Annotated in this window: 24 protein-coding genes; 7 read left to right on the forward strand and 17 right to left on the reverse strand. The window is 52.1% G+C overall.

Features of this window, described 5'->3' with window-relative positions:
• Nucleotides 1–77: 77 nt before the first annotated feature.
• Nucleotides 78–818 (forward strand): IclR family transcriptional regulator, encoded by a 741-nt coding sequence (locus AWR27_RS07625; protein ID WP_077130633.1) that lies wholly within the window; start codon nt 78–80, stop codon nt 816–818.
• A 376-nt stretch (nt 819–1,194) separates the two neighbouring features.
• Here AWR27_RS07625 and AWR27_RS07630 read toward each other — a convergent pair whose 3' ends face one another.
• From AWR27_RS07630 to AWR27_RS07660, 7 genes are all read right to left on the reverse strand, one after another.
• Nucleotides 1,195–1,587, reverse strand: a complete 393-nt coding sequence (locus tag AWR27_RS07630) for a hypothetical protein (RefSeq protein WP_077130634.1) — start codon at nt 1,585–1,587, stop codon at nt 1,195–1,197.
• A gap of 250 nt (nt 1,588–1,837) precedes the next feature.
• Nucleotides 1,838–2,518, reverse strand: coding sequence for an SAM-dependent methyltransferase (locus AWR27_RS07635; protein WP_077130635.1), 681 nt, complete (start codon nt 2,516–2,518; stop codon nt 1,838–1,840).
• 50 nt (nt 2,519–2,568) lie between these two features.
• Nucleotides 2,569–3,039, reverse strand: a complete 471-nt coding sequence (locus tag AWR27_RS07640) for a DoxX family protein (RefSeq protein ID WP_077130636.1) — start codon at nt 3,037–3,039, stop codon at nt 2,569–2,571.
• 9 nt (nt 3,040–3,048) lie between these two features.
• The gene (locus AWR27_RS07645) at nt 3,049–3,768 is read right to left on the reverse strand and encodes a DUF4386 domain-containing protein (protein WP_077130637.1); all 720 of its coding nucleotides are present in this window, start codon (nt 3,766–3,768) and stop codon (nt 3,049–3,051) included.
• 13 nt (nt 3,769–3,781) lie between these two features.
• Entirely contained in the window at nt 3,782–6,118 is a 2,337-nt protein-coding gene (locus tag AWR27_RS07650) for a TonB-dependent receptor (RefSeq protein ID WP_077130638.1), read from the reverse strand.
• A 78-nt stretch (nt 6,119–6,196) separates the two neighbouring features.
• A complete protein-coding gene (locus AWR27_RS07655) occupies nt 6,197–6,967 on the reverse strand; it encodes a response regulator transcription factor (protein ID WP_077130639.1) in 771 nt (256 codons plus the stop codon).
• Nucleotides 6,968–7,123: 156 nt separating this feature from the next.
• Nucleotides 7,124–7,462 (reverse strand): hypothetical protein, encoded by a 339-nt coding sequence (locus AWR27_RS07660; RefSeq protein ID WP_077130640.1) that lies wholly within the window; start codon nt 7,460–7,462, stop codon nt 7,124–7,126.
• Nucleotides 7,463–7,618: 156 nt separating this feature from the next.
• Between AWR27_RS07660 and AWR27_RS07665 the strand changes: the two genes are divergently transcribed.
• The 3 genes from AWR27_RS07665 (at nt 7,619) to AWR27_RS07675 (ending at nt 11,224) form a co-directional block, all read left to right on the forward strand.
• A complete protein-coding gene (locus AWR27_RS07665) occupies nt 7,619–9,004 on the forward strand; it encodes an ethanolamine ammonia-lyase subunit EutB (protein WP_077130641.1) in 1,386 nt (461 codons plus the stop codon).
• Between the two features lie 158 nt (nt 9,005–9,162).
• On the forward strand, nt 9,163–9,960 hold the full coding sequence (eutC, locus tag AWR27_RS07670) for an ethanolamine ammonia-lyase subunit EutC (RefSeq protein WP_077130642.1): 798 nt from the start codon (nt 9,163–9,165) through the stop codon (nt 9,958–9,960).
• A 124-nt stretch (nt 9,961–10,084) separates the two neighbouring features.
• The gene (locus tag AWR27_RS07675; protein ID WP_418346636.1) at nt 10,085–11,224 is read left to right on the forward strand and encodes an acyl-CoA dehydrogenase family protein; all 1,140 of its coding nucleotides are present in this window, start codon (nt 10,085–10,087) and stop codon (nt 11,222–11,224) included.
• 6 nt (nt 11,225–11,230) lie between these two features.
• Here the strand turns inward: AWR27_RS07675 and AWR27_RS07680 are convergent, their stop codons facing one another.
• Together AWR27_RS07680 and AWR27_RS07685 are read right to left on the reverse strand one after the other, a co-directional pair.
• The gene (locus tag AWR27_RS07680) at nt 11,231–11,611 is read right to left on the reverse strand and encodes a VOC family protein (RefSeq protein WP_077130644.1); all 381 of its coding nucleotides are present in this window, start codon (nt 11,609–11,611) and stop codon (nt 11,231–11,233) included.
• Nucleotides 11,612–11,737: 126 nt separating this feature from the next.
• Nucleotides 11,738–12,700 carry a helix-turn-helix transcriptional regulator gene (locus AWR27_RS07685; RefSeq protein WP_077130645.1) on the reverse strand — a complete coding sequence of 321 codons (963 nt, stop codon included), beginning with the start codon at nt 12,698–12,700 and terminating at the stop codon, nt 11,738–11,740.
• Nucleotides 12,701–12,790: 90 nt separating this feature from the next.
• Here AWR27_RS07685 and AWR27_RS07690 point away from each other — a divergent pair, with 90 nt between their 5' ends.
• Nucleotides 12,791–13,102 carry a GNAT family N-acetyltransferase gene (locus AWR27_RS07690; RefSeq protein WP_077130646.1) on the forward strand — a complete coding sequence of 104 codons (312 nt, stop codon included), beginning with the start codon at nt 12,791–12,793 and terminating at the stop codon, nt 13,100–13,102.
• Nucleotides 13,103–13,192: 90 nt separating this feature from the next.
• Here AWR27_RS07690 and AWR27_RS07695 read toward each other — a convergent pair whose 3' ends face one another.
• From AWR27_RS07695 to AWR27_RS07705, 3 genes are all read right to left on the reverse strand, one after another.
• On the reverse strand, nt 13,193–13,915 hold the full coding sequence (locus AWR27_RS07695; RefSeq protein ID WP_157579170.1) for a DUF6090 family protein: 723 nt from the start codon (nt 13,913–13,915) through the stop codon (nt 13,193–13,195).
• 516 nt (nt 13,916–14,431) lie between these two features.
• Complete coding sequence (locus tag AWR27_RS07700; RefSeq protein ID WP_077130648.1) at nt 14,432–15,517, reverse strand: toll/interleukin-1 receptor domain-containing protein; 1,086 nt, start codon at nt 15,515–15,517, stop codon at nt 14,432–14,434.
• Nucleotides 15,518–15,821: 304 nt separating this feature from the next.
• A complete protein-coding gene (locus tag AWR27_RS07705) occupies nt 15,822–16,421 on the reverse strand; it encodes a hypothetical protein (RefSeq protein WP_157579171.1) in 600 nt (199 codons plus the stop codon).
• Nucleotides 16,422–16,563: 142 nt separating this feature from the next.
• Between AWR27_RS07705 and AWR27_RS25240 the strand changes: the two genes are divergently transcribed.
• Nucleotides 16,564–16,782 (forward strand): hypothetical protein, encoded by a 219-nt coding sequence (locus tag AWR27_RS25240; protein ID WP_157579172.1) that lies wholly within the window; start codon nt 16,564–16,566, stop codon nt 16,780–16,782.
• 123 nt (nt 16,783–16,905) lie between these two features.
• Here AWR27_RS25240 and AWR27_RS07710 read toward each other — a convergent pair whose 3' ends face one another.
• The 4 genes from AWR27_RS07710 to AWR27_RS07725 all read right to left on the reverse strand — a co-directional run bounded on the left by AWR27_RS07710 (nt 16,906) and on the right by AWR27_RS07725 (nt 23,709).
• The gene (locus tag AWR27_RS07710; protein ID WP_077130650.1) at nt 16,906–17,463 is read right to left on the reverse strand and encodes a hypothetical protein; all 558 of its coding nucleotides are present in this window, start codon (nt 17,461–17,463) and stop codon (nt 16,906–16,908) included.
• Between the two features lie 424 nt (nt 17,464–17,887).
• Nucleotides 17,888–19,390: a TolC family protein gene (locus AWR27_RS07715; RefSeq protein WP_077130651.1), complete on the reverse strand. Its 1,503-nt coding sequence runs from the start codon at nt 19,388–19,390 to the stop codon at nt 17,888–17,890.
• A complete protein-coding gene (locus AWR27_RS07720) occupies nt 19,368–22,562 on the reverse strand; it encodes an efflux RND transporter permease subunit (protein ID WP_077130652.1) in 3,195 nt (1,064 codons plus the stop codon). Before AWR27_RS07720 ends, AWR27_RS07715 begins: the two co-directional genes overlap by 23 nt.
• Nucleotides 22,563–22,572: 10 nt before the next feature.
• On the reverse strand, nt 22,573–23,709 hold the full coding sequence (locus AWR27_RS07725) for an efflux RND transporter periplasmic adaptor subunit (protein ID WP_077130653.1): 1,137 nt from the start codon (nt 23,707–23,709) through the stop codon (nt 22,573–22,575).
• A 200-nt stretch (nt 23,710–23,909) separates the two neighbouring features.
• Between AWR27_RS07725 and AWR27_RS07730 the strand changes: the two genes are divergently transcribed.
• Nucleotides 23,910–25,304: a DUF389 domain-containing protein gene (locus AWR27_RS07730; protein WP_077130654.1), complete on the forward strand. Its 1,395-nt coding sequence runs from the start codon at nt 23,910–23,912 to the stop codon at nt 25,302–25,304.
• 33 nt (nt 25,305–25,337) lie between these two features.
• Here AWR27_RS07730 and AWR27_RS07735 read toward each other — a convergent pair whose 3' ends face one another.
• Nucleotides 25,338–25,547, reverse strand: a complete 210-nt coding sequence (locus tag AWR27_RS07735; RefSeq protein WP_077130655.1) for a DUF4395 domain-containing protein — start codon at nt 25,545–25,547, stop codon at nt 25,338–25,340.
• Between the last annotated feature and the right edge of the window lie 70 nt (nt 25,548–25,617).

Genomic DNA, 25,617 nt, shown 5'->3' on the forward strand with positions numbered 1-25,617 from the left:
ATAAGAAAGAAAAACAAACGTACCGCTTTGATTTCAATATTAGAGTTTATAATTTTATATTATAAAAATATAAATGCATGATTCAAGTTATTCACAGAGCCTTCGACATATTGGAGTTTGTCGCTGCAGAGCCAAACCGCCCTAAATCGTTGACCGAAGTAGCCGAAGCGGCTGGACTGAATCCCGGCACCTGCGCTAACATCATGAAAACGATGGTTAGCCGACGATACCTTGATCAGGTCGGCCCGAAGAAAGGGTATTGCTTAGGATCGCAGGCATATTGGCTCACGGGTAATACTTCGTATCGGAAAGATATTCTCGAAACTGCCCGTCCGGAAATGGCTGGTCTTACCGCCAGATTAAACGAAAGCTGCCTGCTGTCTGTGCTGAACGGCGATCAGCGGCTCATCATTCACCGCGAATTGTGCGATCAGCCACTTCAAGTACAGACGGCCAACGAAAAACACGCCTATGATTCGGCTTCGGGGCGGCTGTTGGTAAGCCTGCTGAACGATGCTGATCTGGTCAAGTTCAAAAATCGTTACGGCCTACCTACAGCCGAACTGTGGGAAGAAGCCACCAGCGAACCGGCGTTTTACAGCCAGATAAAGGCTGTTCGGGATCGTGGTTATGCCTTTCAGGAAAGTACTCGTCAGGTCATTGGCTATGGGGTAGGGGTTTTTCGGCAGCAGGAAGTCGTGGCCAGTTTGAGCGTATATCTGCCATTGTATCGCCACACGCCCGAAAAAGCCCAGGCCGTTCTGCATGATCTTCAGCGAACGGCCCAGGTCATCAGCCAGAGCCTAACGGGTGGTTGACTGGAGCAATGCTAACTGCTGGCCGCTGAGGTCGGTCTGGGCTACGTAACCAATTTTCAGCCCCTTTGTCTCTACAACTTGTTGATAATCAGAGAATTTATATCTAAGGTGACTGCCTGCACTATCATAAACGGTAATCACTACGTTTCCCCACTCATCTCTTTTTTTCCTTAGCCCATCGTTTTCCCATTGCTCACCGGTGTATGTGGGGCAACTTTGCACAGAGCCATACCGCTGATTTCAGGAGGTGGCTGCTGACGTAACCGAGCTTCCGGGTCGTTGTTTTCAATAGTAGTATTACAAGTTGTTGGTTTAAAGATGCCAAGCTGACCGAACGGGTTGTAACGGGGCCTGTGAGTAAAATTGTCGGGGATACTCACCGGCATGAGTACGTTATGACCCGCTGCTCTACGAATACCAACCCACAGATTACCATTATTTCACCTACGAAGTAAGCCACGCCTAAGGCGGTCAGTTGACTGTAGTAAGCCACAACCAGATAGGCCGTTAGGGCGCAATACAGTCCGTTGGCCACGCTGACCACCCGTAGAAACGGTCGCCAGTTGCCTTTCACGAATAAAAAGCAAACCCCCGAATACAGGGCCAGCCCTGCTGCCACGATAGCCGAGAGCACCAGCCACCGGCGGGGCATGCCGAACCACGGTTCGAAAGGCATCAGGACCACCGTCAGGCCGATGAACGTCAGCACGGCCCCCAGGCTGTCGATTAGAAAGAGTCGGTTCGGGTTTTGGACGAGGGTACGTATCATTAGTGCTGGTGTTTGGAAACGAGTGAGTTATCGGTGGAGGCCACCAGCAGAAAGCACCCCATCCCGGCACTGAGCCACCGACGAAAGTAGCTCACCGCCAGCAGGGCACCGCCCACAAGGTCATTGACCGTAACGGCCCAGGCCGTTGATAATCAGAATACGCTTGCTCATGAGCGAAATGAGGTCAGATGGAAGCTCAAAAGTAGCGTTGTCCAGATAGCCAGATGAAGACATTTGTCTAAAAACCATACTACTTGTGGGTGAGTTGCAGCATCTGATTCCCATTTTTTTGAAATTCATAATCTACATTCACAATTTCAATGATGAAGTCGGATTCCAGGTGCTTTATCAAGTCGGCCACCAGTTCGGACTGTTCGGCGTTTAAATTCAAGATGGGAAATATCCGAACCTGATTGCATATCCTCAGCATTTCCGTTAGGGTAGCCAGGTGAAAGTCCAATCCCAATTGAGAGTACAGCAGTAGAAAATGCGAACTTAAGCCTAAGTCGAACGAGGCATTCCCGAAGGCAGTTCTGGCAGGCATTTCGTGATCTACATAGCGAAACGCTCGTTTTCCTTTCTCGAAATCTTCCAGAAAATGGTTCATCGCTGCTAAACGAATCGTTGCCAGTTCTTCGATCGTTTTGATCTTTGTCCAGACAAACTTTTGGAGATTATTTTTGGTCTGCTCAATCACAACATCTTTTGTCTCCATGATTCGTTGTCTAAGCTCAGCAGTAGAGAATTTATAAATGGGGTCGATAGAAACAACGTTTTTTCGTAGCTGCGTCATTTCAGCATTAAAACTTGCCGGTCCATCGCCAACACTAACAATCCGCTTGTTTAGGTCTTCGTCGCGGAGATTGAACATGGCTCTGTATTCATTCAGGTTGCGTCCCCAGGGAACGGTAGTGCTTAGTTCGAATGGCATCAGTCATTTGTTAAAACTTTAGGCTGCGCAAAACCGCGCAAAAGAAACGCTTATCGCCAGTCAATTAGGCTGGGATGTAGGGTGGTTAGATAGACCCAGGCGATAAAGAAAAACTGCAAGGGAATTCTAAACCATAGATACGTAGGACCCTTTCCGGTGAAGGTGGCCTGCTGATAATCAATTGAGAGCAGAGCTGCCTTTATATTGGCCGGCAGAATCAGCAGGAAAAAAATGATCAACAGCCAACCCGCCACCGGTTGGGTAGCCGGAACTAACAAACTGACTGCAGCGACAATTTCCAGAATTCCTGTAACCTTAACGACAACTGCTTTAAACGGAATGAAATCAGGAATCATCAGCGACATACCGTTTGTAAACGTAAAGTGGCCAATCGCCGTGAAAAGCAGCATCATAGCCATGCCAATTCGCCCGGCCAGCGGTATGTTCCAGCCTTTTCCGGTAAAATACAGGCTAAACAGGGCGATAACGAACGTTCCAAGCAAAACAAGTAGTGGTTTCATGGTAAAAGGTTAGCTAAGTACGTTTGGTTGTAAACAGGACAGATTGAATCCTCTTCGAATAAGCCATACGGCGACCGTCATTTCGTAGAGGAAGATGGGGAAAGCCAGCAGAAAGCCCATCGCCGACACTTGTTGGACGATGCCAAATAGTTCGAGGAGCGACACGGCAAGGATTAACGCTGCCGCCGTCAGGCCCAGCAGGGCGATGGGTTTGGGCAAAAGACGGGAAACAAGAAATACGTAGCTGTACAGGATCGTATTGACACCCAGCATAAAATTAGGCCCCAAAATAAATGTCCAGCCGTGAATGCCTCGGAGGGTTGCCCCGACCGATTCAAAATGGCCTATATCGGGCTGGGAAGCGCCTATGAATGCCTTGCTCAAACTAATTAATGCCAGCACGCTGACCAATCCAATCAAAATAAACACCACTTCCAGCGCTCTGAAAAACACGTAGCCCAGTCCCAGACTTTCGTTCACGGCCCGAAGAAACGGATACATAAACAGGCCAGTGCCGATGGCTGTAACGGCCAGCATCAACTCAAAAACGGCCCCCAAAATAACCCCGTTCGCCTGTACTATGCTTATCGTCAGGTACTCAGGATTTGCCAGAACCGGAGCGTACAGCAACTTGCCTGCAATTGACGTAACGGCTGCCAAAATGAAGCAAATCCCCGTGGCCACGGCGTTTCTTCTGTTGATATAAGTGAGTGTATTGATAGGAGCCATGAATGGTTCTCGGTTAAAATTCCACTTTGTAGCTTAGATTAGGGATAGACAGGGTGGGCCGTTCCTGATCGACAGTATTTGCTAGCTGGTTAAAAAGGTGCCCCCTGAAATCGGGTTGCTGCGTCAGGTTCAGGAGTTTCAGGGCAATCTCGCTCGTCCGCTTCTTCCGGTTGATGCGGTAAATAGCCGTGAAATGAACATGCAGTAAGGGGTCTGATTGCAATGAAAAGGCGTTGGTTTCGTCGTACACGACCATTTTGGCTTTTACCGATGCCGTCTCATCGACGGGCGAGTACCAGTTGCCGCCCTGGTAGCTCAGTCGGGTATTCAAACTGAGGGTATTTTGCTTAGCCCTGCCCGTGGCCCACTCTTTCCCGATCAAGAAATTGACCACGTACCGGCGGTTAAAACGGGTATTTCGCCAGATACCGTCGCCCCCTTTGTATTCGGCGTTGAACAACGATCCCGACAGCAGATAGTAATAGCCTTTCGACACGTATTTTTCGAGCATCAGGTCAATACCGTAGTTTCGGCCCACGCCCGTGTTTTGCAACTTCTCGCCGAAGAACAGGTCGCTTTGCAGGTTGATGAACGAAAACGAGCTATCGGGGATGACCGGAATCGAAAACAATTGCTGGTAATATGGCTCAATTTTCAGGTGGACCAGTTCAGAGAGGTTCCAGTCGTAGCTGAGAACGAGGTGATGCGCTTTCGAGAAGTCGAGGGTTTTATTAACCGCTTTCTCGCCCGTTGTGAGCGAATTGTTAAAATAGTAGTTCAGCTTCTCCAGTCGGCTGTGCAATCCATAAGCCAAGCCCAGGATGTGGTTCGCGTTAATCTGATGCCGAACCCCAATTCTCGGCTCCACGGTGTAGCGGTTATTCAGTGTAAACAACTGGGCGTTCACTCCGGCATTCATCACTAATTTGTTTGTCAGGTAGATCGAGGAGCTACTGTAGCCTGAAAGCAGCATACTCTGCCCGTTGGCGTTTACAATGTCCTGGGGTACGTCTCCACCGTTGCGGGCTTTATTGAGCAGGATGTCGTAGTGCATACTGTTGAGCGTAATTCCCGTCCGGTTAGTGTGCCGTGTGCTGAATTTCTTATTCAGGTAAGACGATAGAATGCCGTTCCAGTTGGTGTTAGCTATTTTGCTGTAGGGCCTTAACTCCAGTGCATTATCCATTTTCTGCGTGGTCCAATCAACCTCGTTGGCCGTGGCGGTTACGGTTGTTTTCCAGTAAGCGTCGTCTTTAAAGATGTACGTATGGCCAACGCCCACCACGCCCGTCGACTGCCGGATGACGTTGTCTTCGTTATCGTCGGGGTATGTCCATTCGTTCCGGTTCTTCTTTGGCTTTGCACTCGCCCCGTCCCGGAAGCCCATCCCCCAGACCGAGAACGTACCGGCCCTACGTGTGGGGAAATTCATCTTGAACGACAGGTCCTGGTACGTAATGCTTTCAGCATCTTCGGGCAGGAGCGGCTTTAGCAGTGCCAGCGTCGCGTACCGGTAATTGTAGAGATACGACGAGCGTCCGCCTTTTTTAAACGGGCCTTCGGAAGCATTTTCCAGCCCCAAGACTCCCAACTGGATGGTGCTTTCGCGTTTCTGGTTGCTGCCCGTCCGCATCGTCACATCGAACACGCCCGACAAGGCGTTGTTGTATTCCGCCGGGAAGGCCCCCGTCAGGAAATCGGAATTGGTCAGCATTTGGCTGCTGAGGGCCGTCAGAATGCCCCCGCCGAGGTAGTTGAGGTCGCCGAAATGGTTGGGGCTGGGAATCTCGACGCCCTCCATCCGCCATTGCAGAAACTTGGGGGCATTACCCCGCACGATGATGCCGTTGTCGCCCATATTACCCGCCACGCCCGCTATGACTGAAGCGAGCCGGGCCGGATCATCGAACCCACCGGCATAGCGTTTGGCTTCTTCGACACTCAGCATTTTGGCACTGACTGTGGCCATCGTGTTGAGGGGCCGCTCTTTACTCACACGTGGTTTTACCGATATCTCATTGAGTAAGGCTACATTTTCATTGAGGTGAATCGTCAGGAAGGTCTGCTTGCCCGACCCAACCGTAACCTCGCGCACGATGGCTGGTTCGTAGCCCACCACCGTAACCTGTAGGTCGTACCGACCCACGGGTACATTATTTATCAAGAACGTACCGGTTTCATCGGTGGATGCGCCAATAAATGGGGTTGTATTCAGGATGACAATTGACGCAAAAGCAATTGGTTTTTTGGAAGCCTCGTCGAGGACAGAGCCGCGAATGGTTTGAGTGAACTGAGCGCGAACGGTGGTTAAAAAAGTCGCAAAGAGGAAGGTAAGGGTGAAACGTATCATGCACACTTGGTTGATGTTTTGACCTCACAAAGGTCTTGGCACCCCTCCCCCGGCACAATACTGATTTATTAGTACACCCTAGTCCAGAAGCCCGTACTTAGCGGCAAATGCGACGGCCTCGAAGGAATTATTCGCGCCCAGTTTTTCCAGAAACCGATATCGGTGCGTGTTGACCGTATGTACGCTGATAGCGAGTTTATCGGATATCTCTTTGCTCAAATAACCCTGTTTGACTAATTTGAGAATTTCCAGCTCCCGTCTGGTTAATTCCAACTGGGGTTTTTGCTCGATCTCAACCGGAATAAAATGACCCGTGTTGAAGTTCAGAATCTGACATTTCACCCCACTGTCGGGTTCCTGATTAGGCGAGATATCGACCAGACTAAACATGAGCCATATCTGCCCCCGTGCGTCCACCTCCAGCACCTGATACTGCTCCACAAGCCGGACATAGTTGTTCTCGCTGTTGAGCATCCGGTACTCATAGATGGCTTTATGAGCCAGTTTTTCCGTCTTGGAAAAGGCACCAAATAATTTTAACACCGAAACGCCCCGCAGGGCCAGTTGCCGTTTTTCGTCGGGATGGATTTTCGCTTCAAAAAAGTGGTAGTTCTGACCTTCGTAACTCGCCGGATCATAGCCCAGTGTTTTGCCGAAGTTGGAGGAGAAAAAAACTATTTTTTTGTGGCAATGGTCGAATATCTGCACCCCCGAATTGGTCACGTCGGCCAGCACCTGTAGCGATTGGGCATGTCTGGCAATAAGCGACTCGTCTAACTCGGCTTCGTCAAACACGAATTGGCTCATATATCGAAAAACAATCTCCTGAATGCTATTCTGTTCATTCATCGGCTACTTTATTGCTGGTTTACACATGGTTGTAAGATTTCCAAAGTAGGGCATCAGCGCGGGAATACCAAGCAGATTTGGATGAGTGGACAGGTGACGTAATTTAAACGGATAGCTTTGAATCAACAACGAGTGCCACGTTTTAGCCCTTCATTTCTATTGCTTTTCATGTACTTTCAAATGCAAAAATGTTGCAATAAGAAATCCTATTCCTGCAATTAAAGTGACATAAGGTAATAAAGTTTTACCTTCTTGAAAGTAAACGTAGGTTGTCAAGAATAAAGCAATACTTTCAAATAGATGTATAAATAATTCCAATAATGAGTGTGGTTTTTTTGAGAGTTTTATAAAAATAAAATATATCAAAACGATTATGCCTAATAATTGAATTGTCCATCCTATAAAACTGTGGTGATGTTGAATTTTGTCAAACCCTTTGGTTATTAAAACAACAGCAACAAAGAAGTGGTGAAATGACAATAATTGCTTCTTCATAATAAATACATTTCAACTGTTGCGATTAAATTTCCTGTAATGTGCATAGTTATGAGTGTGTAAATAGATTTGGTAGTTGTTCTTGCATAATAGAAAAGAGTCGCGTCCACAAATATCTAAAACGTATCTTTAGCAACCAAACTCAGCCTTTGCCCGATGCCCTATCGTCATACCGTTCGCCAGACAACTTACCTGTTCGATGACCTGCGCACACTGCTGGCGCGGGCAACGCCGTTGCGGTCGGGCGATGAACTGGCGGGCGTAGCGGCCCAATCGGCGGAGGAGCGGGTGGCGGCTCAGATGGCCCTCGCCGAACTGCCCCTCACTACATTTCTCAACGAAGCACTCGTGCCCTACGAGCAGGACGAAGTAACGCGGCTCATTATCGACAGCCACGATGCCGGGGCTTTCGCACCGATTCGGCACCTGACCGTAGGGGATTTTCGCAATTTCCTGCTGAGTCATCAGGCCACTACGCAAACGCTTCAGCAACTGCAACCGGGCCTGACGCCGGAAATGGTAGCGGCTGTATCGAAGCTGATGCGAAATCAGGATTTGATTGCCGTAGCCGCTAAATGTGAGGTAATTACGGCGTTTCGGAACACCATCGGTTTGCGCGGGCGGCTCAGCACACGGCTCCAGCCGAACCACCCTACCGACGATTTGCGGGGTATTGCGGCCAGTATAGTCGATGGGCTGCTCTACGGCTCCGGCGATGCGGTCATCGGCATCAACCCCGCCACCGACCACGTACAGACCACCGTCCGGCTGCTCACCATGCTCGACTCTATCCGCGAACGCTTCGCCATTCCCACGCAAACCTGCGTACTGAGCCACCTGACCACAACGATACAGGCCATCGAGCAGGGCGCACCGGTCGATCTGGCCTTTCAGAGCATCGGCGGCACCGAGGGCGTAAATGCGTCGTTTGGCGTAAATCTGGCCCTGTTGCGCGAAGGGCTGGAAGCTACCCGGTCGCTGAAACGGGGTACGCTGGGGCAGAACGTGATGTATTTTGAGACGGGGCAGGGGAGTGCGCTCTCGGCCAATGCCCACCACGGCATGGATCAGCAAACCGCCGAAACGCGGGCCTACGCCGTAGCGCGGGCGTTTGAGCCGCTGTTGGTGAATTCGGTGGTTGGGTTTATCGGACCGGAGTATTTGTTCGATGGTCGGCAGATTATCCGGGCGGGGCTGGAAGATCACTTTTGCGGCAAACTGCTGGGGCTGCCGATGGGTATGGATATTTGCTACACCAACCACGCTGAAGCCGATCAGAACGACATCGATACGCTTCTGACGCTGCTCGGCACGGCGGGCATCACCTTTATCATGGGTATTCCCGGTGCCGACGACGTGATGCTGCACTACCAGAGTACCAGTTTTCACGATGCCCTCTACATCCGCAACCTGCTCAATCTGCGACCTGCCCCCGAATTCGACAACTGGCTCCAGACAATGGGCCTGTTCGACGATTCGGGCCGATTGCTGCCCGTGTCGGCGGGGCATCGGCTACTAACAGGGCCGCTATTCGGAACGTAGCTGCTCAGAACATTTGTTCGTAGCTGTTCGGAACATTTGTCCCGAACGATATAACAGTGGATATTCATCCACGTTTATTGTTAATTTAGGCGGACGAATGTCCGCTTTTAGTGGGTTCGGGACATGTGTCCCGAACAGCCTGCTGCTTCCTTGCTGTTATGCAAACAGATCCCTGGACTTTCCTGCAAACGCACACAGCCGCCCGCATTGCCCAGGGCCGCGCCGGACATAGCCTGCCTACCCGCGCCCTGCTCGACTTTCAGCTCGATCATGCCTGCGCCCGCGACGCCGTGTACGCCCAACTCGATACGGCTACGCTCCTGAACGCCTGTCAAACCCTGCACCTTACCCCCTTACTCCTTAAAAGTCAGGCTGTTGACCGGCGGGTGTATTTGAAGCGGCCCGACTTAGGCCGTCGGCTCGGGGAAGCGTCGAGGCAGACGTTAACTAATTTGTCAAAAGATGTTTTCGGAGCAAACGAACCAATAGACCTGTGCCTTGTGGTTGCCGATGGACTGTCGGCAACAGCGGTCAACCGGCACGCGCTGCCGGTGGTATCGGGGCTGCTGGAAACCGTGCGGTCGTTGGGCTGGTCGGTGGGGCCGCTGTGTCTGGTGGAGCAGGGGCGCGTGGCCGTTGGCGATGAAATCGGTCATGCGCTTGGGGCCGAACTGCTGGTCGTGCTGATTGGCGAGCGGCCCGGCCTGTCGTCGCCCGATAGTCTTGGCGCGTACCTGACCTACCGCCCGCGCCCCGGCCTGACCGACGAATCGCGCAATTGTGTCTCGAACATCCGGTCTGGTGTAGATTCGTCTGACGGTATGCCCTATACGTTTGCCGTTCAGAAGTTAGTGTATCTGCTGACCGAGATGAAAACCCGGCAACTGTCGGGCGTTGGGTTAAAAGATGAGATGAATACGTTGCCCACTGGTACAGAACGTGCCGAAAACTCGTAGATTTCGGCAACAACAACCGCCTTCTCCCTGTTCAGCGCGTATGCAACCCGCAACCCCAATCTCAACCCGCAGCCGGGCCGATACCCGGAATCTGCCACCGGCTGACTCGCCGGATTTTTACCAGATGGACGACCTGCTCACCGCCGAGCATAAATTGGTTCGGTCGGCAGTGCGCGACTTTGTCCGGCGCGAAATTTCGCCCATTGCCGACGACTACGCCCAACGTTCCGAATTTCCCCGGCAGTTAGTACCGAAATTTGGTCAGATTGGCGCATTTGGCCCAACCATCCCGGTGAAATACGGCGGGGGCGGGCTGGATCAGATCAGCTACGGCCTGATGACGCAGGAAATTGAGCGGGGCGATTCGGGTTGCCGGTCGTGCGTGTCGGTGCAGAGTTCATTGGTAATGTATCCGATCTGGGCCTTCGGTTCCGAAGCGCAGAAGCAAAAATACCTGCCCCGGCTGGCGAAGGGTGAACTGCTCGGCTGTTTCGGCCTGACCGAACCCAACCACGGCTCCGACCCCGGCAGCTTAGAATCGGGCTTCAGCGAATACAGCGATTATTACCTGCTCAACGGCTCGAAACTCTGGATTACCAACGCCTGCATCGCCGACATTGCCATTGTGTGGGCCAAAAACGATCAGGGCAAAATCAGGGCGTTGATTGTTGAACGCGGGATGGACGGGTTTTCGACTCCCGAAATCAAGAACAAATGGTCGCTGCGGGCCAGCGTTACGGGCGAACTCGTTTTTCGCGACGTGCGGGTGCCCAAAGAAAATATTCTGCCCGACGCGTATGGGCTGAAGCACGCGCTCAAATGTCTCGATCAGGCCCGTTACGGCATTGCCTGGGGCGCGTTGGGAGCCGCGATGGAGTGCTACGAAGTGGCTCGCCGGTACGCCCTCGAACGGATTCAGTTTCGCAAACCGATTGCCAGTTTTCAGTTGATTCAGAAGAAGTTAGCCGAAATGCTGACCGACATCACGCAGGCGCAACTGCTGTGCTGGCGGCTCGGTATGCTCAAAAACGAAGACAAAGCGACTACGGCGCAAATCTCGATGGCCAAGCGCAACAATGTTGAGATAGCACTGCGCACGGCCCGCGAAGCCCGGCAGATTCTGGGCGGCATGGGCATTTCGGGCGATTTTCCGATTATGCGCCACCTGATGAATCTGGAAGCCGTGAGTACCTACGAAGGCACCCACGACATCCATCTGCTGATTCTGGGAGCCGAAATTACCGGCATTCCGGCGTATAAATAAGCGAGTTTACGATTCCGGCGCAGCGTACCGAACCAGGTCGATGTTCACCCCGTTGGGGTCAGTGATGGCAAAATGACGGTCGCCCCAGGGTTCGTCGCGGAGGTTGAAGGCAATGGGTACGCCCAACGCCCGAATGCGTTCGTATTCAGCATCTACGTTATCGAACTCGATGGTCAGATACACACCACTGCCGGTAAATGGCGCGTGAAAAAGTGGCTGTTGCGATGGGTGATTGGGGAGCAGAAAACTCAGTTCGGCCTGCTGATTGGGCGTGTGCAGCAATAAGTAAAAATCGTTCTCGAACGATACACCGAAGTTAAGTACGCCGGTATAGAACTGCTTCGTTTCCAGCAGCTTGTCAGTGATGATGCCTGCATTCAGTTTCATGGCTATTGTGCATTTATGGTTTGCTGATGACTGCCCACCAAAGTTCGCACGGGACCATGACAGCCCTATGTCAGCAAGGTTTTGGCGTGGGTGGAAAATGTTGCTGACAATTTTGGGACAACGCTGTCAGGCGGGTACGAGTGCTTCGGCGTAATGATCGCTGACTTCTTTGACCAGCAATCGCATCAGGCCGTGGAGTTCGTCGGGAGCTTCGATGGTCACGGCGTCGCCGTAGGAGAGGAGCCACCGGCCCAAACCTTCGAGGTAGGGTGTGCAGAGGTGAAGCCGGACGCTGTCGCCGAGGTCGTCTTCGCCCTGAAACCCCCAGCTATATCGCTGCTCCTGCACATACCGGGCCACCGATTTGGGAAACACGACCCGCACATTGATCAAAGGCATGTCCATCACCCGCGCCCGGTCGAGGTACTGGCGGAGCGTAAGCCGGTCGCGATGGGCGAATCGTTCGCCGGTATTGGTCAACTGCCGGATGCGATCCAGCCGAAAATCGCGGTAATCCTGCCGGTTGCGGCAGTAGGCAATCAGGTGCCAGTTCATACTATAATGATACAGGCCCACGGGTTCTACCTCACGGATGCTTTCGGGCTTTTCGTAGCTCTGATAGCACAACTCCAGCACCTGATGCCGCGCAATGGCCTGCTGAATGCTGTTGAGCCAGCCGCCCGGTTGCGCGGGTGCGCTGTTGCGGTGCCGGGCAATCAGCACCTTCGGGCCAAGATCGTCCAGGTGTTCCTGATCGGGTCGTTTCAGTACCGACTTAATCTTGTACAAGGCTGATTCAAAGGCTGTCTGCACCGATTCGTCGCCCCATTTCTCGACTAATTTGGCCCCAAACAGCAGCGCACTGGCTTCGACATTGGAGAACATAACGGGCGGCAGGTGGTAGTCGGTCAGGAAGTAGCCCACGCCGGCTTCGGCCCCGATTGGAACCCCCGCTTCTTCGAGCGACCGCACGTCGCGGTAGACCGTCCGCAGGCTGATTTGAAACCGGTCGGCGAGTTCCTGCGCTTTTACGACGCGCTTGGTTTGCAGATGAATCAAAATGGCCGTCAGGCGGTCGAGTCGGTTCATGTGGGGCGTATTTGGTTGTACGAAAATACGCCCTTTGCCAAACATTTGCCCAAAAAATGAGGTAATAGAACCAAACGAGACACCGCGCCCATGAACCTGACCGACGCAACCGTTACCGATAATCGACACCATCACCGCTTCGAGCTAAAACTCGATGGCAAGCTGTCCATCATCCAATACCAACCCGTTGACGACGAGACGCTGGCGTTGCTGCACACCGAAGTCGACCCCAGTTTAGAGGGGCAGGGAGTTGGCTCTCATTTGGTAAACGGTGTGCTGGAATACGCCGACCGCAACGGCCTGAAGATTGTGCCGCTCTGCCCCTTCGTAAGCGCGTACCTCAAACGCCACCCCGACTGGCAGCGGGTGGTCTCAACGGCCTACAGCGTAGACGATTTTTAGTGAAAAACACGCTGCCTGTCATCCGACAAGCCGCCCACGCGGAGCGAACCAACGCACTAACCGCCGAAATCGAGCGTTATGCACACCGCATCACTGATTGTATTTGTCAATTTCGGCCAAAAGCTTATTTGCCTCTTTCAATATCTCAGTATAATTATTAACCATTGCCTGGGAATAATCAGTACTTAATTTTAAATAATTTTTAAACTTAGGATCAATTATTTTATCTGATTCTTTCTTCGGATAAGAAACAAGTTCTTTCTCGGGATTATCGATAACATAACTCAAAGCTTTATCATCGACATTTGCTGCAAGTTTTTCGACTTCCACAAGGCTGGGAGTTGTTACCTGATAATAGCCTAATATTGATTTCTTCAAATCTTTATCTTCTATAGAACCAATCTTCCCACTGGATTTAAAGCCTTCATAAGTACCATTGTTCAACTTGGTTTGACTAAACTCGAATTTGTATGAAACACTTGCGTCAGCTTTTTTCAAACTGTCTATTCTTGCTTTAGTCAGACTTAACATAAACAGGTTTATTTTTAAGTTTTTTGCTGTTCTATTTTTCGATGTAGTTATGTTCTCAATATCGCGTTTTATATCTTCTTTAAGATCTACCAGAAAAGCTTTCGCTTCTGCCTGCTGATGCCTATGCTCACTCCAACCATGCAACCAAATTGAGAGTGACACGGCAAAAACAATTATTCCTATTTCAAGCAATACTTCCTTGACCTTATGTCCAAAAGACGTTTCAGAGTTACTCATAACTGCAAAGGCTTTTTTGGTATGTTTTAATATTTCGTCCTGCATAATCCTGTCGTCAAAAGGCTTTGTCTGGAAGCATTCAAAATGTGTGTTAACTACCCTCGTCAGACGTTCCGTTTGTCGTCTGCAGTCCGAAGTAGAAAGCCCAAATCTACATAATAAAGCCGTTCGTTTTGTCACCTGCAACCCAAAAAAATTAAGCATAAACCTGCCTAACCGGGGCGTTCAAACTGTTGTACGGCACACGCGGATTAGCTACAGCTAACCAAATTACTTAGCTTTCTTCTTGGGATAGGAAAATAGCGGTTGATTTCTTCCTACTGCACATGCAACCTGTCGCCGAGACGCTGGCAAAGAAGCACTTTATGGACGCGCACCCAAAGGCCGAAAGGGCTGATGGTGAACGAGTTACTTGCTTAAACACACGTATCTGCTATCTTTACACCCTTTCCCGCGTTGGGCTGAATGCCTAACTTCGGGACGTGCTGCCTGTCGCCCGCGACACGGCACACATGGAGTACATACAACACAAGGTACGCTATTTTTCAGTCGGTCATTTGGCTAATATCCTCTTTTGCGTCTCATCTCCATAGATTTTTTTACTACTTCTTCTATCTTTTCCATTAGCCACAAGAAAGCCATTTTACTAACTTCTTCCCCCCTTAAATCTTTTTGGCCGTTGGTATCCTTCCAGAACGGATTCAACTTACTATCAACATCAAAACTGTACTGTTCAACCATTATTCTCTTGGGTTCGTCGCCCCGAAAATAGAATCCTCCAGGTTCAAGAGAAGGAGAACCGTCATAATATTCTAAAAAGAATATGCTACCTTCAGTGCTATTCGAGTATATAGTACGCCAAGTAAATTTGATAGAGTTTCCCTGTCCGTTATGTAATATTGCTTTATGATACTTCCTTTCTAAAAAAAACCTAAATTCGGTTGAAGATTGATATTTGTTGGCTTTAGCTTCAATCTCATCAAATAGCTTTTCTACTACGTAATCAGCATTATTTTTTGCCTGTTGGCTTCCGAGAAAAGCAAGCCTTTCGTTTTCAATTTGCTGCTCACGGTAGATTTTATTCGAACGCTCTACTATTGGATCAATTTCTGGGATGCTGTCAAAATCTGGTATATCACCGAGCTTGGGCCTAACAACCTGCGGTTTTTCGTATATGTCTTTCGTAAGTTTAAGCAAATCCGATTCATATTGATTGTCATTCACCATTGAGCGATGAATTAGCGTTTTGATATAGCCGGGTGCGCTCGTTTGGTTTGTGCCAGCCCTCAACACAGGCAAGAATTTATTGTTATAATCTTGTAGGCTGTATAATTCCTGAGAGATTATTGAATGTTCAAAACCTGCTCCACCTTTTCTGTTTTCAGCTTTAGTTTTGTATGATGGCGTTAGTATAATCAAAACCTTATCAGCAGCCTCAAGAGATTTCTCCATGAAAGCCGTCATATTTTTCCCTACAGTTAAGTCATACTGGTCTAGTAATATTTCCAAGCCATATTTCTCTGTTAAATCATTTGCTAATTTTAGTACCCATTCTTGATGCAATTCTCCATCCCACGAGTAGGATATGAAAACAACTTTCCTCTGATTTTCCACACGTTTAAATTTTAAACCTACCTTCTGAGACATTCACCTTGTCAACCGAAACCTAGAAATGGAAGTTCAGACTAACCCAACCGGGGCGTTCACACTGTCGCCCGAAACCCGGAAATGAAAACCAGACGCTCCCCTGCGAGACGTGCCACCTGTCGCCAAGGCGCTGGCATATAAGCACTTTTGGACCCACACCCAACGTCAGCGGGGGGTGATGGATAGTTACGTACTTGACTGAACAACAGCAGCTTGCAACCTTTACACCCCTGCTTGAGTTGGGTTGCTCTCTGACTTTGGGACGTGCGGCCTGTCGAACGAGAAATGGCAGCGCGGAGCAATATCATTCAGTTCCTTCAATCAGTCCATTATCTTGGTGTTTACCCAATTCCATTAAAGGTTTACCTACATTCGTCCATATAATTTGCCTAATTTCTTGATCCGAAAAGCCTAAGTCTCTAAAGATAGAAATCCGCTCTTTCATTGTCCTATTATCAGCTTCAAATATTTGCCGTTGGATTAACTCATTTTCGAGCATTGCCTTCTCTTTCTCGGATTGCTCACGCCATCTCAAATCCTTTCCTCTGCTATGTCTGTCGTTTAAGTATTCTCTGATTTGTTGTAAGGGATTTAAAGTACCTAAAACCTCCCAAAAGCCGGGTGACTGAATATTGATTTTTGATATAACCATCCTGTGTTCCGGTAAAAGGAACTCATTAGAGTTATCCAGTTTAAAATTTGGGGCGAGAGATAAACCCAATTCATAAAAAAAGAATTTAGAACGCCTTCTTGAATACGAATTAGGGGAAACAACACCCAAAAAATCATCAAACACGTACAAGCAGTTGTAAGCATTCTCTAAATCAAACAGATAGTCGGTAATTTCTTTAACCGTGCCAGCCCTATTAGCATTGATTCGTAATGTGGTATTCTCTGTCGGCATTAGGAGTAACATTTGAACTGAAAGAGACTTGTTAATAAGCGGAACTCCGATTGTAAAGATAGAAAGTGATTTGTCAAGAGTTAAAAATGTAGCGCAAAACTTGGAAATGAACGCCTAAAACGTCCGTCCGGGGACGTTCCCTGTGTCGCAAGAACCGCCGAAATGGAAACCCACAACTTGCCTTAGCAGGGCGTTTGGCCTGTCGACCGCAACTGCCCTAACGGACCGCCCGACGGCTCCGGGATGTGCGGCCTGTCACACGAACGACGGAGCACGCACAAGCCAACAGCCTGAACGGGCCACCCAACACCGGCATGTGCTGATGCGCGTAGCGCATTTACACATGCCGGTGTTGGGCTGACCACATAAACTACCGGTGAGCATCCTGTCGCCCAGAAACTGAAAATGGAAGCACACCAACTTAAACGACTTGCTAAATTAACGACCATTCGGCCTGACCAAATTCAGGCCGAATGGCTCAGTTTTATGGCCGAATTCGGCTTCGTTCTTCGTCTGTCTTCAAACCTTCAGGCAGGCTTTGTTGAAAACTTTCTCTGGCTGCTCTTAAAAAACCGGGGTCGTACTTTTGAATTTCTTCAAATTCTTGAAGAATGGCACCCGCATTTAATGGATACCGCTCTTTGACCAGTGTTTCCATTTCCTCTTTAGGAAGGGGGGCCAAGTGGTCAATCATAGCATCCAGCAGTTCTTCCAGTCGCTTATATTGGTCGCTCTCGATAGCCTGCTCAATTTTCTCCTCGAATGGCTTCATGAAATCCTTTTTCCATTCATCCGATTCTAATAATTCTTTGGTGGCTTTTTGAGCGGCCAACTGGCCTTTTGTTTCGGCCCGTTCCTCCATGACGGCGACGTATTTTTTGATTTCATCAATTTTAAAAATATCCATGTATGTTTTCATGGATTCCATTGATGATTTCATGGCGTTGATTTGTTCCTGTTGTGATTTGATTTGCTGGCGCAAAACCAAAAGAATGGCAGCAGACGACGCAAGGGTTATGAGTGGTTGTAAATATTCGTTCATAAATTGAATTTAATCTTGGTTGTCGAGCCGCGCGCTGTGTCGCACACAACCCTCCCAACTCACTAACTTGGCCTACACGGGGCGTTCCCTGTGTCAGCCAAAAGCTGGAAATGGACACCTTTTAAACTTGCCCAACCGGGGCGTTCACTTTGTCGCACGAAACCCGCCCGCAAGTAACGGTTTGGTTGATTCACCCAACTAGTACATGTACGCAAGACTGCGGAACTACCACAGTCTCCCAATCAGCACGATGTGATTCCGCGAGGTTGGTCCGTTTCGTACAACTTTGCAGAGGTTTGGTAAAGAAAAATGATCGGTGTGATACGCACAAATTTAGGCACGCTGAATTAATTAAACGGTAGGTGAAGTTGCAAATAGCTGTGCAATGCGGGTGAGACACTGAATCAAACAGGTGTTTATGCCGTTATTCCCAGCCGCCACCCAACGCCCGGTACAAATCCGTCAGGGAGAGAAACTGGGCTTGTTTGGTGTTGATAAGGGCCAGTTCGGCTTCCAGTACGTTTCGCTGGGCGGTAATCACTTCGAGGTATGTAGCGTAGCCGCTGCGAAACAGGTCGTTGGCGATATTCACCGCGTTGGTTAGCGTGGTCACTTCCTCGGTCTGTAACTCGGCCACCTGCCGGTAGTTCTCCACCCCCCGTAGTCCCGTGGTCACTTCGCTGAAGCCGGTCACGATGGTTTGCCCGTAGCGGTAGAAAGCTTCGCGGCTCTGTGCCACCGACCCCCGGTAGTTGGCCCGGATAAACCGCCGGTTGAATACCGGTGCCGACAGCCCGCTCAGCAGCCCGGCAGCAATCGACGCGGGATTAGCCAGCGTACCCAACCGGAACGAGTTCAGCCCGAGGTAGCCCGTCAGGTTCAGGCTGGGCAGAAATTCGGCCCGCGCTACGTCCACGTCCACGTTGGCGGCCTGTAACTCAAGTTCAGCCTGGCGGATGTCGGGTCGGCGGAGGAGCATCTGCGCGGGCAATCCCGTCAGCACCTTCCCCGGCAACTCGCGGGACTGTAGCGAACTGCCCCGCAGAATGGGCTGCGGGTAGCGGCCCAGCAACCGGTTCAGTTCGTTCTCGGCCTCGATGATCTGCTGCCGTACCTGTCCCTGCCGGCTGCGGGTGTTGAGCAGTTGGGCCGCAAACTGCTGTACGGCCAGTTCGGTGACGCGCCCGGCCTCTTTCTGCACCCGAACCAGTTCCAGGGCGTTGCTCTGGTACGAGATGTTTTTCTGGATAATCTCCAGTTCGCCATCCAGAGCCAGCAGCGTGTAGTAATAGCGGGCCACTTCGGCTACCAATCCCGTAATAACGGCCTGACGACCCCGTTCGGACCCCAGCAGCCGCAGGTACGCAGCTTTGCGCTGGTTGCGGAGCTTCCCCCAGATATCTACCTCCCAGGTGCTGCGGACACCCACAAAAAAGTCGGGGGTTGGGTTGGGAATGAGCAGGTCTCCCCGCACGTTGTCCGACAGGTTGGTGTCGAAGTTACCGACGCCGTTGAGCGTATTGCGTCCGTAGCGATCCACCCCGGCAGAGGCCACTACGTTGACCTGCGGGGCCAGAAATCCCCGGCTGTAATCGAACGTAGCGCGGGCCTGCTCGATCCGTTGCGTAGCGATGCGGAGGTCCAGATTTTGTGTCAGGGCCGTGTCGATCAGTTCGATCAGGTTGTCATCGTCGAAGAAGGTGCGCCAGTTCAGGGCCGCAATGCCGACCGAATCCGACGGCCCGACGCGGTCCGGCCTGACGTGGTCCGGCCCGGCGAAGGTCGTTGGAACGGGCCGGGCCACTGGTGAAGCCGGTAGAGCCGGTTGCAGCGACCGGATGGTCTGACAACCACTCAGCAACACCAGACAGAGCACGCCCAGCGGGGCAGTTTTACGAAGCGTTTTACGAATGAACGGGACTTCCATTGACGTGTGATTGCGTGGATAATGACGTTGTGTGGGCGGGCTGTTCTTCATCCTTCGTGGGTTTTCCGCCGAAGCGTTCGCCGAGTTTGGTGAAGAACACAAACAGGCCGGGAATGATGAACAGGCCAAAGACAGTGCCGGTGAACATGCCCCCGGCGGCAGCGGCCCCGATGGAGCGGTTGCCCAATGCCCCGGCTCCCGATGCAATGCAGAGCGGAATCAGCCCGGCAATGAAGGCAAACGACGTCATCAGAATCGGGCGCAACCGCGAAACAGCCCCTTCGATGGCGGCCTGCACAACGGGCAGGCCCTCTTTGTACCGCTGGTTGGCAAACTCCACAATCAGAATGGCGTTTTTGCCCAATAGTCCGATGAGCATTACCAGCGCAACCTGCGCGTAGATGTTGTTTTGCAGCCCCATCAGATACAGCAGCGCAAACGACCCAAACACGCCCGTCGGCAGCGAAAGCAGTACCGACAGGGGCAGCAGCATACTTTCGTACTGCGCCATCAGCAGGATATACACGAACACTAAGCAGATGGCGAAGATATACAGAGCCTGATCGCCCGATATAATCTCTTCGCGCGTCATGCCCGACCATTCGTAGCCGAATCCTTTGGGCAGCACTTCAGCGGCCACCTCCTGAATAGCCCGGATAGCATCGCCACTGCTGTAGCCGGGCGCGGCCTCGCCGTTAATCATCGCCGAGGTGTACATGTTGTAGCGGGTCAACTGCTCCGGTCCATAGACCCGTTCGAGTCGTACAAAATTGGTGTAGGGCACCATTTCGCCCTGCTCGTTCTTGACCCGCATGGCCAGCAGATCGTCGGGTTTGGTGCGGTAGCTGGGGTCGGCCTGCACCATCACCTTGTACATCTGCCCGAAACGAATAAAGTTCGACGCGTAGTAACTGCCCATCAGCGTTTGCAGGCTGCTCATGGCATTGTCGATGGAGACGCCCTGCTGCGCTGCCTTCTCCTGATCGACGTGTAGCAGGTACTGCGGAAAACTGGGGTCGAAACTGGTGAACGCGCTGCCGATTTCGGGCCGTTTTTTCAGCGTGTCAATGAATTGCTGAGACGTAGTGGCCGTTTTTTGCAGGTCGCCACTTTTGCCCCGGTCGAGCAGCCGCAGTTCGAAGCCGCTGGCGTTGCCGAAGCCCGGCACAGTGGGGGGCGGGAAGAACTGAATCGTGGCGTCGGTGATGTGTCTGGTCTTTTCTTCGAGTTGGGCGATAAGTGTCTGCATCGATTCGGCTCGTTCGTCCCAGGGTTTGAGGTTAATCATGCCCATGCCATACGAAGCCCCGGCCCCGTCGGTCAGCAGGCTGTAGCCCGCCAGCGTCGATACGTTCTCGACGGCCTCCTCTTCCGACGCTACGGCTTCGATGGCATCCAGCACCCGCTCGGTCCGCGAAACGGTAGCCCCCGGCGGGGTGGTCACGCTGACGTAAATCATGCCCTGATCTTCGGTCGGGATGAAGCCGCCCGGCAGGATGGTTGCCATGCCCCACGTACCCAGCACAAAGGCCAGCAGCAGGCCCCACGTAACAGCACCCCGGTTCACGATTCGGCGCAACACCCCCTGATACCGACCCGCCACCCATTCGTAGCCCCGGTTGAAGCGGGCAAAGAACCGACCCAGCAGCCCTTTCTTTTCGCCGTGCATGGGTCGCAGCAGCAATGCGCAAAGCGCGGGTGTCAGCGTCAGGGCATTGACGCCCGAAATGACAATCGAAATAGCCAGCGTCAGCGAGAACTGCCGGTAGAAAATGCCCACCGGACCCGACATAAACGCTACGGGGATGAACACCGCCGACATCACCAGCGTAATCGACACGATGGCTCCGGCAATGTCGCTCATGGCGGCAAACGTAGCGGCACGAGGGCTTAGACCGTCCTCTTCCATCCTGGCGTGAACAGCCTCGACCACCACAATGGCGTTATCGACCACAATCCCGATGGCGAGTACCAGCGCGAACAGGGTTAACAGGTTGATAGAGAAGCCAATCGTACTCATGAACGCGAACGTACCCACGAGTGCCACCGGCACGGCCAAGGCGCAGATAAGCGTAGACCGCCAGTCCTGCAAAAACAGAAATACGATGATAAATACCAGAATAAAAGCCTCGAACAGCGTATGCAGCACTTCGTTGATGGACGCGTCCAGGAACCGCGATACGTCGTAGGCGTAATTGTAGGTCATGCCCGGCGGAAACGAGCTTTCTTTCAGGTCGGCCATGCGGGCCTTCACGTTGGCGATCACCTGACGGGCGTTGGAGCCGGGCCGTTGCTTCAGCATGATAGCCGCCGAGGGGCGACCGTCCGTCTTCGACAACACCCCGTAATCGACCGATCCGAACTCCACGTTCGCTACGTCTTTCAGCCGCAGCAGCGAACCGTCGGGGTTGGCCCGTAACACCAGATTCTCGTACTGCTTCGGCTCGAAAAACTTGCCGGTATAGCGCAGTACATACTGGAGCGTCTGCGGGTCGCGGTCGGCACTCTCGCCCGCTTTGCCGGGGGCAGCTTCCACATTTTGCCGGCGAATAGCGGCCACTACCTCATCTGCCGACACCTCGTACACGGTCATGCGGTCGGGTTTGAGCCACACGCGCATCGAATAGTCGCGGTTGCCCATAATCGCGGCAAAGCCCACCCCGTCGATGCGCTTGAGTTCGGCCAGAATGTTGATGTCGGCAAAGTTGTAAATGAACTTCTCATCTACGGTCGGGTCGTCGCTGACAATGTTGAGGTACAGCAGCATACTGTTCACCTCTTTCTCGGTGACAACCCCGGCTTTGATAACCTCTTCGGGTAGTTCGTCCAGCACGGTTGTTACCCGGTTCTGCACGTTCACAGCCGCAAGGTCCGGGTCGGTGCCGACCTGAAAGAAAACCGTGATGAGCGTAGTACCGTCGTTGCCCGAAATAGACGTCATGTAGGTCATGCCCGGCACGCCGTTAATGGCCCGTTCGAGGGGCGTAGCTACGGCTTTTACGCAGACGTCGGCACTGGCTCCGGTGTAGCGCGACGTCACCGTCACCGAGGGTGGCACAATATCGGGGAACTGCGTAACGGGCAGGCCCGTCAGTGCCAGCACCCCCAGCAGCACGATCAGCACCGAGATCGCGGTCGACAGCAGGGGACGTTTTATGAAGGTGTTGAACATAACGGTTGATTTACTGGGCTGATGCAAACAGGATTTTCAGGCTATCGGCGGGTAGCGACCGGGGCGTAATGGCCATACCGTCGCGGAGTTGCTGAATGCCCTCATACACCACCCGGTCTCCGGGTTTCAGCCCCGACTTCACGACGTAGAACTGATCGACGCGGCTGCTGGGGACGAAGCTGCGGGTACGGACTTTGTTGCCCCCATCGACCACATACACAAAATTTTTGTCCTGCACCTCGAAAACCGCTTTCTGGGGCACCAGCACCGCATCATCGACTTCGGTAGTCAGCCGGATTTTGCCCGTTGCGCCATGCCGCAGCAATCGGTCTGGGTTAGGAAACGTAGCCCGGAAGGCAATCGTACCGGTGTTGCCTTCAAACACGGTTTCGGTGGTTTCAATTTTGCCCTTGTGCGGGTATGCCGAATCGTCGGCTAAGAGCAGATCGACCTCCCGGACAACTAATTTGTTGGGGTCGCGCCGTTTCCTGATGGAAGCCAGATACTCCCGCTCCGACACGTTAAAATAGGCGTACATCTGGCTGAGGTCGGAGATGGTTGTCAGCAGCGTGCCTTCCTCGATCAGGCTACCCCGTTTAAACGGCAGCCGGTTGATTACCCCGTCGAAGGGTGCCCGAATGCTGGTGAGCGAAACCAACAGCCGCGCGTTGGCGAGAGCCGCTTTGGCCTGGTCGATGGCAGCACGGGCCGTTGCCATTTTGGCGCGGGAAAGTTTGAGTTCGGTAGGGGAGATGACGTTTTTATCGACTAACAGCTTCACCCGGTCCATCTCCACCGCTGCCGACTGCTGTTGGGCCACGGCACTTTCCAGACTGGCCTGAGCTTCGGCGATTTTCACCTGATACTCGGCCTGATTGAGCTGAAACAGCAACTGCCCCTTGTGGACAGCCTGCCCTTCATCGACCAGCATTTTGTCTAAGTACCCGGCCACGCGGGCACGAACCTCTACATTCTGCACCGCTTCGAGTTGACCGGCATAATCGCGGTCGAGCGTGGCATTCTGCCGGGTCAATTCAAGAACGGGTACGGCTGGCTTATCCGTTTTTTTGGGTGTCTCGCTCCGGCTCGTGCAACCGGCCAGCAAGGCACACGCGATGAATACTTGTAGGCTTCGATGGCTTCTCATGAACAGACTATTGACAGCAGCTATAGGTGCGGATGAACGTCCGATACGCTCATCACATTCAGCAAGTAGTGCATTAGAATTAGACTATTGCTTAGAAATTACTTAGAATTTGCTTAGAGCCAGCTACTTTATAGGATTTGTCTAATTATGTCCTAAAATTCGTCTATCGTTAACGCTCTTCTAAGACGCACGTACCAATTATGCTGGTAGACGACCCAAACCTGCCCCGGAGCCGCAAAACCGACGTACTGACCCGCATCGGTCATTTGCTGCGCGACCGCTTCAGTCTGGACGAAGACAAAGACGACGAAGCGGGTGTTATCCAGTCTGTTAGCCGGGGCATCGAGTTCCGGGGTATCAATCTCTGGACCCTTATCTTCGCCATTTTCATTGCTTCCATTGGCCTGAACGTTAATTCCACGGCTGTCATCATCGGGGCCATGCTCATTTCTCCGCTAATGGGGCCAATCATGGGCGTCGGGCTGGGGGTGGGCATCAATGACCTCGCCATGATCGGGCGGGCACTGAAAAACTTAGGCATCGCCGTGTTCATCAGTTTGTTGACGTCTACGGTATACTTTCTTATCAGCCCGCTCCACATTGCCCAGTCTGAACTGCTGGCCCGTACCTCGCCCTCCGTCTGGGATACGTTCATTGCCTTCTTCGGTGGTCTGGCGGGTATTGTTGCCGGGTCGCGCCGGGAGAAAGTAACGAACGTAGTGCCGGGTGTTGCCATCGCTACGGCTCTTATGCCGCCCCTCTGTACGGCGGGCTATGGTTTAGCTACCGGAAACGGCTACTATTTTGCCGGAGCCTTCTATCTGTTTCTTATCAACAGCATCTGCATCAGTCTGGCTACATTCCTGATTGTGCGTTTTCTGGGGTATCATCAGAAAGCCTATCCTACGGCTGCCATCGAACGGCGCGTGCGGCTGACGATCTGGGCGGCAGTGCTGGTGGTGTTGCTGCCAAGTACGTACTTAGGCTACCAGATTGTTCGCAAAACTATTTTTGAGCAGGCTGCCAAGCGGTTCGTGACCAACGAATGCAACTTTCAGTACCGGCAGGTAATCAGCTATGCAGCTCAATACAACCGCCATCAATCGAGACTTGAGCTAACGATGGTGGGCGAACCCCTGCCCCCGGATTCGGTTGACCTGCTCCGCTCGAAACTGCCGCCCTACGGCCTGACCAACACCCGGCTGGTGGTGCGGCAGGGGAGCTTCAAGGATGAAGACATTGATGTAAACGCGCTGAAGACAACCATTACCGAGCAGGTTATTCAATATAGTCAGTCGGTTATTGCCCGTAAAGACCAGACTATCGATTCCCTGCGCCGGTACATCGAGCTGACCCAGACCTCGCGGCTACCTGTGGCCGACCTTCGCAACGAACTAAAAATGCTTATGCCCGACGTGCAGACCTTCACGGCGGCCCGGTCGCTGGTGATGAACGCCAATAGTACCCGGCCCGATACGGTTATGCTGGTATACGCCAAATTCTCCCGCCGACACACGCCCGCCGAACGCTACCGGATTCAGAAATGGCTGCAAACCCGCACGAAAAGCAAACGCATAAAGCTAATTGTAGAATGATCTTATTACCCATATGCGATGGATATGAGTCGTTTACAGGTTGTCGTCCAGTACGGGTACGCCGGCAAGCCAGGCCACCAGCAGAGTCAGTAGAAACAGAATGCCTACCATAATCAGCAGCCAGTCGGGTTGGCGGGGCGGTTCATCGCCAAATGGCCGGTTCGGCTGATTCCGGGGTTTTCTCGTCTGCGCAGATGACGGAGAATACGGGGAGTAGGCTCGCCATACGGGATAAAGCATCATCGAACAAGCGTTTGGTATAGGCCAAAAGTCGCTCGACGGACTTAATTTCTGCTGATAAACGGCTTAGAAT

This window comes from Spirosoma montaniterrae (assembly GCF_001988955.1).
Taxonomy (GTDB): Bacteria; Bacteroidota; Bacteroidia; order Cytophagales; family Spirosomataceae; genus Spirosoma; species Spirosoma montaniterrae.

Bases quoted from the DNA above. Each gene is read 5' to 3' on its own strand.
- AWR27_RS07700 (WP_077130648.1), bottom strand. From the start codon at position 15,517: ATGTCTCAGAAGGTAGGTTTAAAATTTAAACGTGTGGAAAATCAGAGG.
- AWR27_RS07730 (WP_077130654.1), top strand. From the start codon at position 23,910: ATGCTGGTAGACGACCCAAACCTGCCCCGGAGCCGCAAAACCGACGTA.
- AWR27_RS07720 (WP_077130652.1), bottom strand. From the start codon at position 22,562: ATGTTCAACACCTTCATAAAACGTCCCCTGCTGTCGACCGCGATCTCG.
- AWR27_RS07690 (WP_077130646.1), top strand. From the start codon at position 12,791: ATGAACCTGACCGACGCAACCGTTACCGATAATCGACACCATCACCGC.
- eutC (WP_077130642.1), top strand. From the start codon at position 9,163: ATGCAAACAGATCCCTGGACTTTCCTGCAAACGCACACAGCCGCCCGC.
- AWR27_RS07665 (WP_077130641.1), top strand. From the start codon at position 7,619: ATGCCCTATCGTCATACCGTTCGCCAGACAACTTACCTGTTCGATGAC.
- AWR27_RS07705 (WP_157579171.1), bottom strand. From the start codon at position 16,421: ATGCCGACAGAGAATACCACATTACGAATCAATGCTAATAGGGCTGGC.
- AWR27_RS07630 (WP_077130634.1), bottom strand. From the start codon at position 1,587: ATGATACGTACCCTCGTCCAAAACCCGAACCGACTCTTTCTAATCGAC.
- AWR27_RS07715 (WP_077130651.1), bottom strand. From the start codon at position 19,390: ATGGAAGTCCCGTTCATTCGTAAAACGCTTCGTAAAACTGCCCCGCTG.
- AWR27_RS07640 (WP_077130636.1), bottom strand. From the start codon at position 3,039: ATGAAACCACTACTTGTTTTGCTTGGAACGTTCGTTATCGCCCTGTTT.
- AWR27_RS07735 (WP_077130655.1), bottom strand. From the start codon at position 25,547: ATGATGCTTTATCCCGTATGGCGAGCCTACTCCCCGTATTCTCCGTCA.
- AWR27_RS07695 (WP_157579170.1), bottom strand. From the start codon at position 13,915: ATGCAGGACGAAATATTAAAACATACCAAAAAAGCCTTTGCAGTTATG.
- AWR27_RS07645 (WP_077130637.1), bottom strand. From the start codon at position 3,768: ATGGCTCCTATCAATACACTCACTTATATCAACAGAAGAAACGCCGTG.
- AWR27_RS07685 (WP_077130645.1), bottom strand. From the start codon at position 12,700: ATGAACCGACTCGACCGCCTGACGGCCATTTTGATTCATCTGCAAACC.
- AWR27_RS07655 (WP_077130639.1), bottom strand. From the start codon at position 6,967: ATGAATGAACAGAATAGCATTCAGGAGATTGTTTTTCGATATATGAGC.
- AWR27_RS07650 (WP_077130638.1), bottom strand. From the start codon at position 6,118: ATGATACGTTTCACCCTTACCTTCCTCTTTGCGACTTTTTTAACCACC.
- AWR27_RS07635 (WP_077130635.1), bottom strand. From the start codon at position 2,518: ATGCCATTCGAACTAAGCACTACCGTTCCCTGGGGACGCAACCTGAAT.
- AWR27_RS07675 (WP_418346636.1), top strand. From the start codon at position 10,085: ATGGACGACCTGCTCACCGCCGAGCATAAATTGGTTCGGTCGGCAGTG.
- AWR27_RS07680 (WP_077130644.1), bottom strand. From the start codon at position 11,611: ATGAAACTGAATGCAGGCATCATCACTGACAAGCTGCTGGAAACGAAG.
- AWR27_RS07725 (WP_077130653.1), bottom strand. From the start codon at position 23,709: ATGAGAAGCCATCGAAGCCTACAAGTATTCATCGCGTGTGCCTTGCTG.
- AWR27_RS07660 (WP_077130640.1), bottom strand. From the start codon at position 7,462: ATGAAGAAGCAATTATTGTCATTTCACCACTTCTTTGTTGCTGTTGTT.
- AWR27_RS07710 (WP_077130650.1), bottom strand. From the start codon at position 17,463: ATGAACGAATATTTACAACCACTCATAACCCTTGCGTCGTCTGCTGCC.
- AWR27_RS07625 (WP_077130633.1), top strand. From the start codon at position 78: ATGATTCAAGTTATTCACAGAGCCTTCGACATATTGGAGTTTGTCGCT.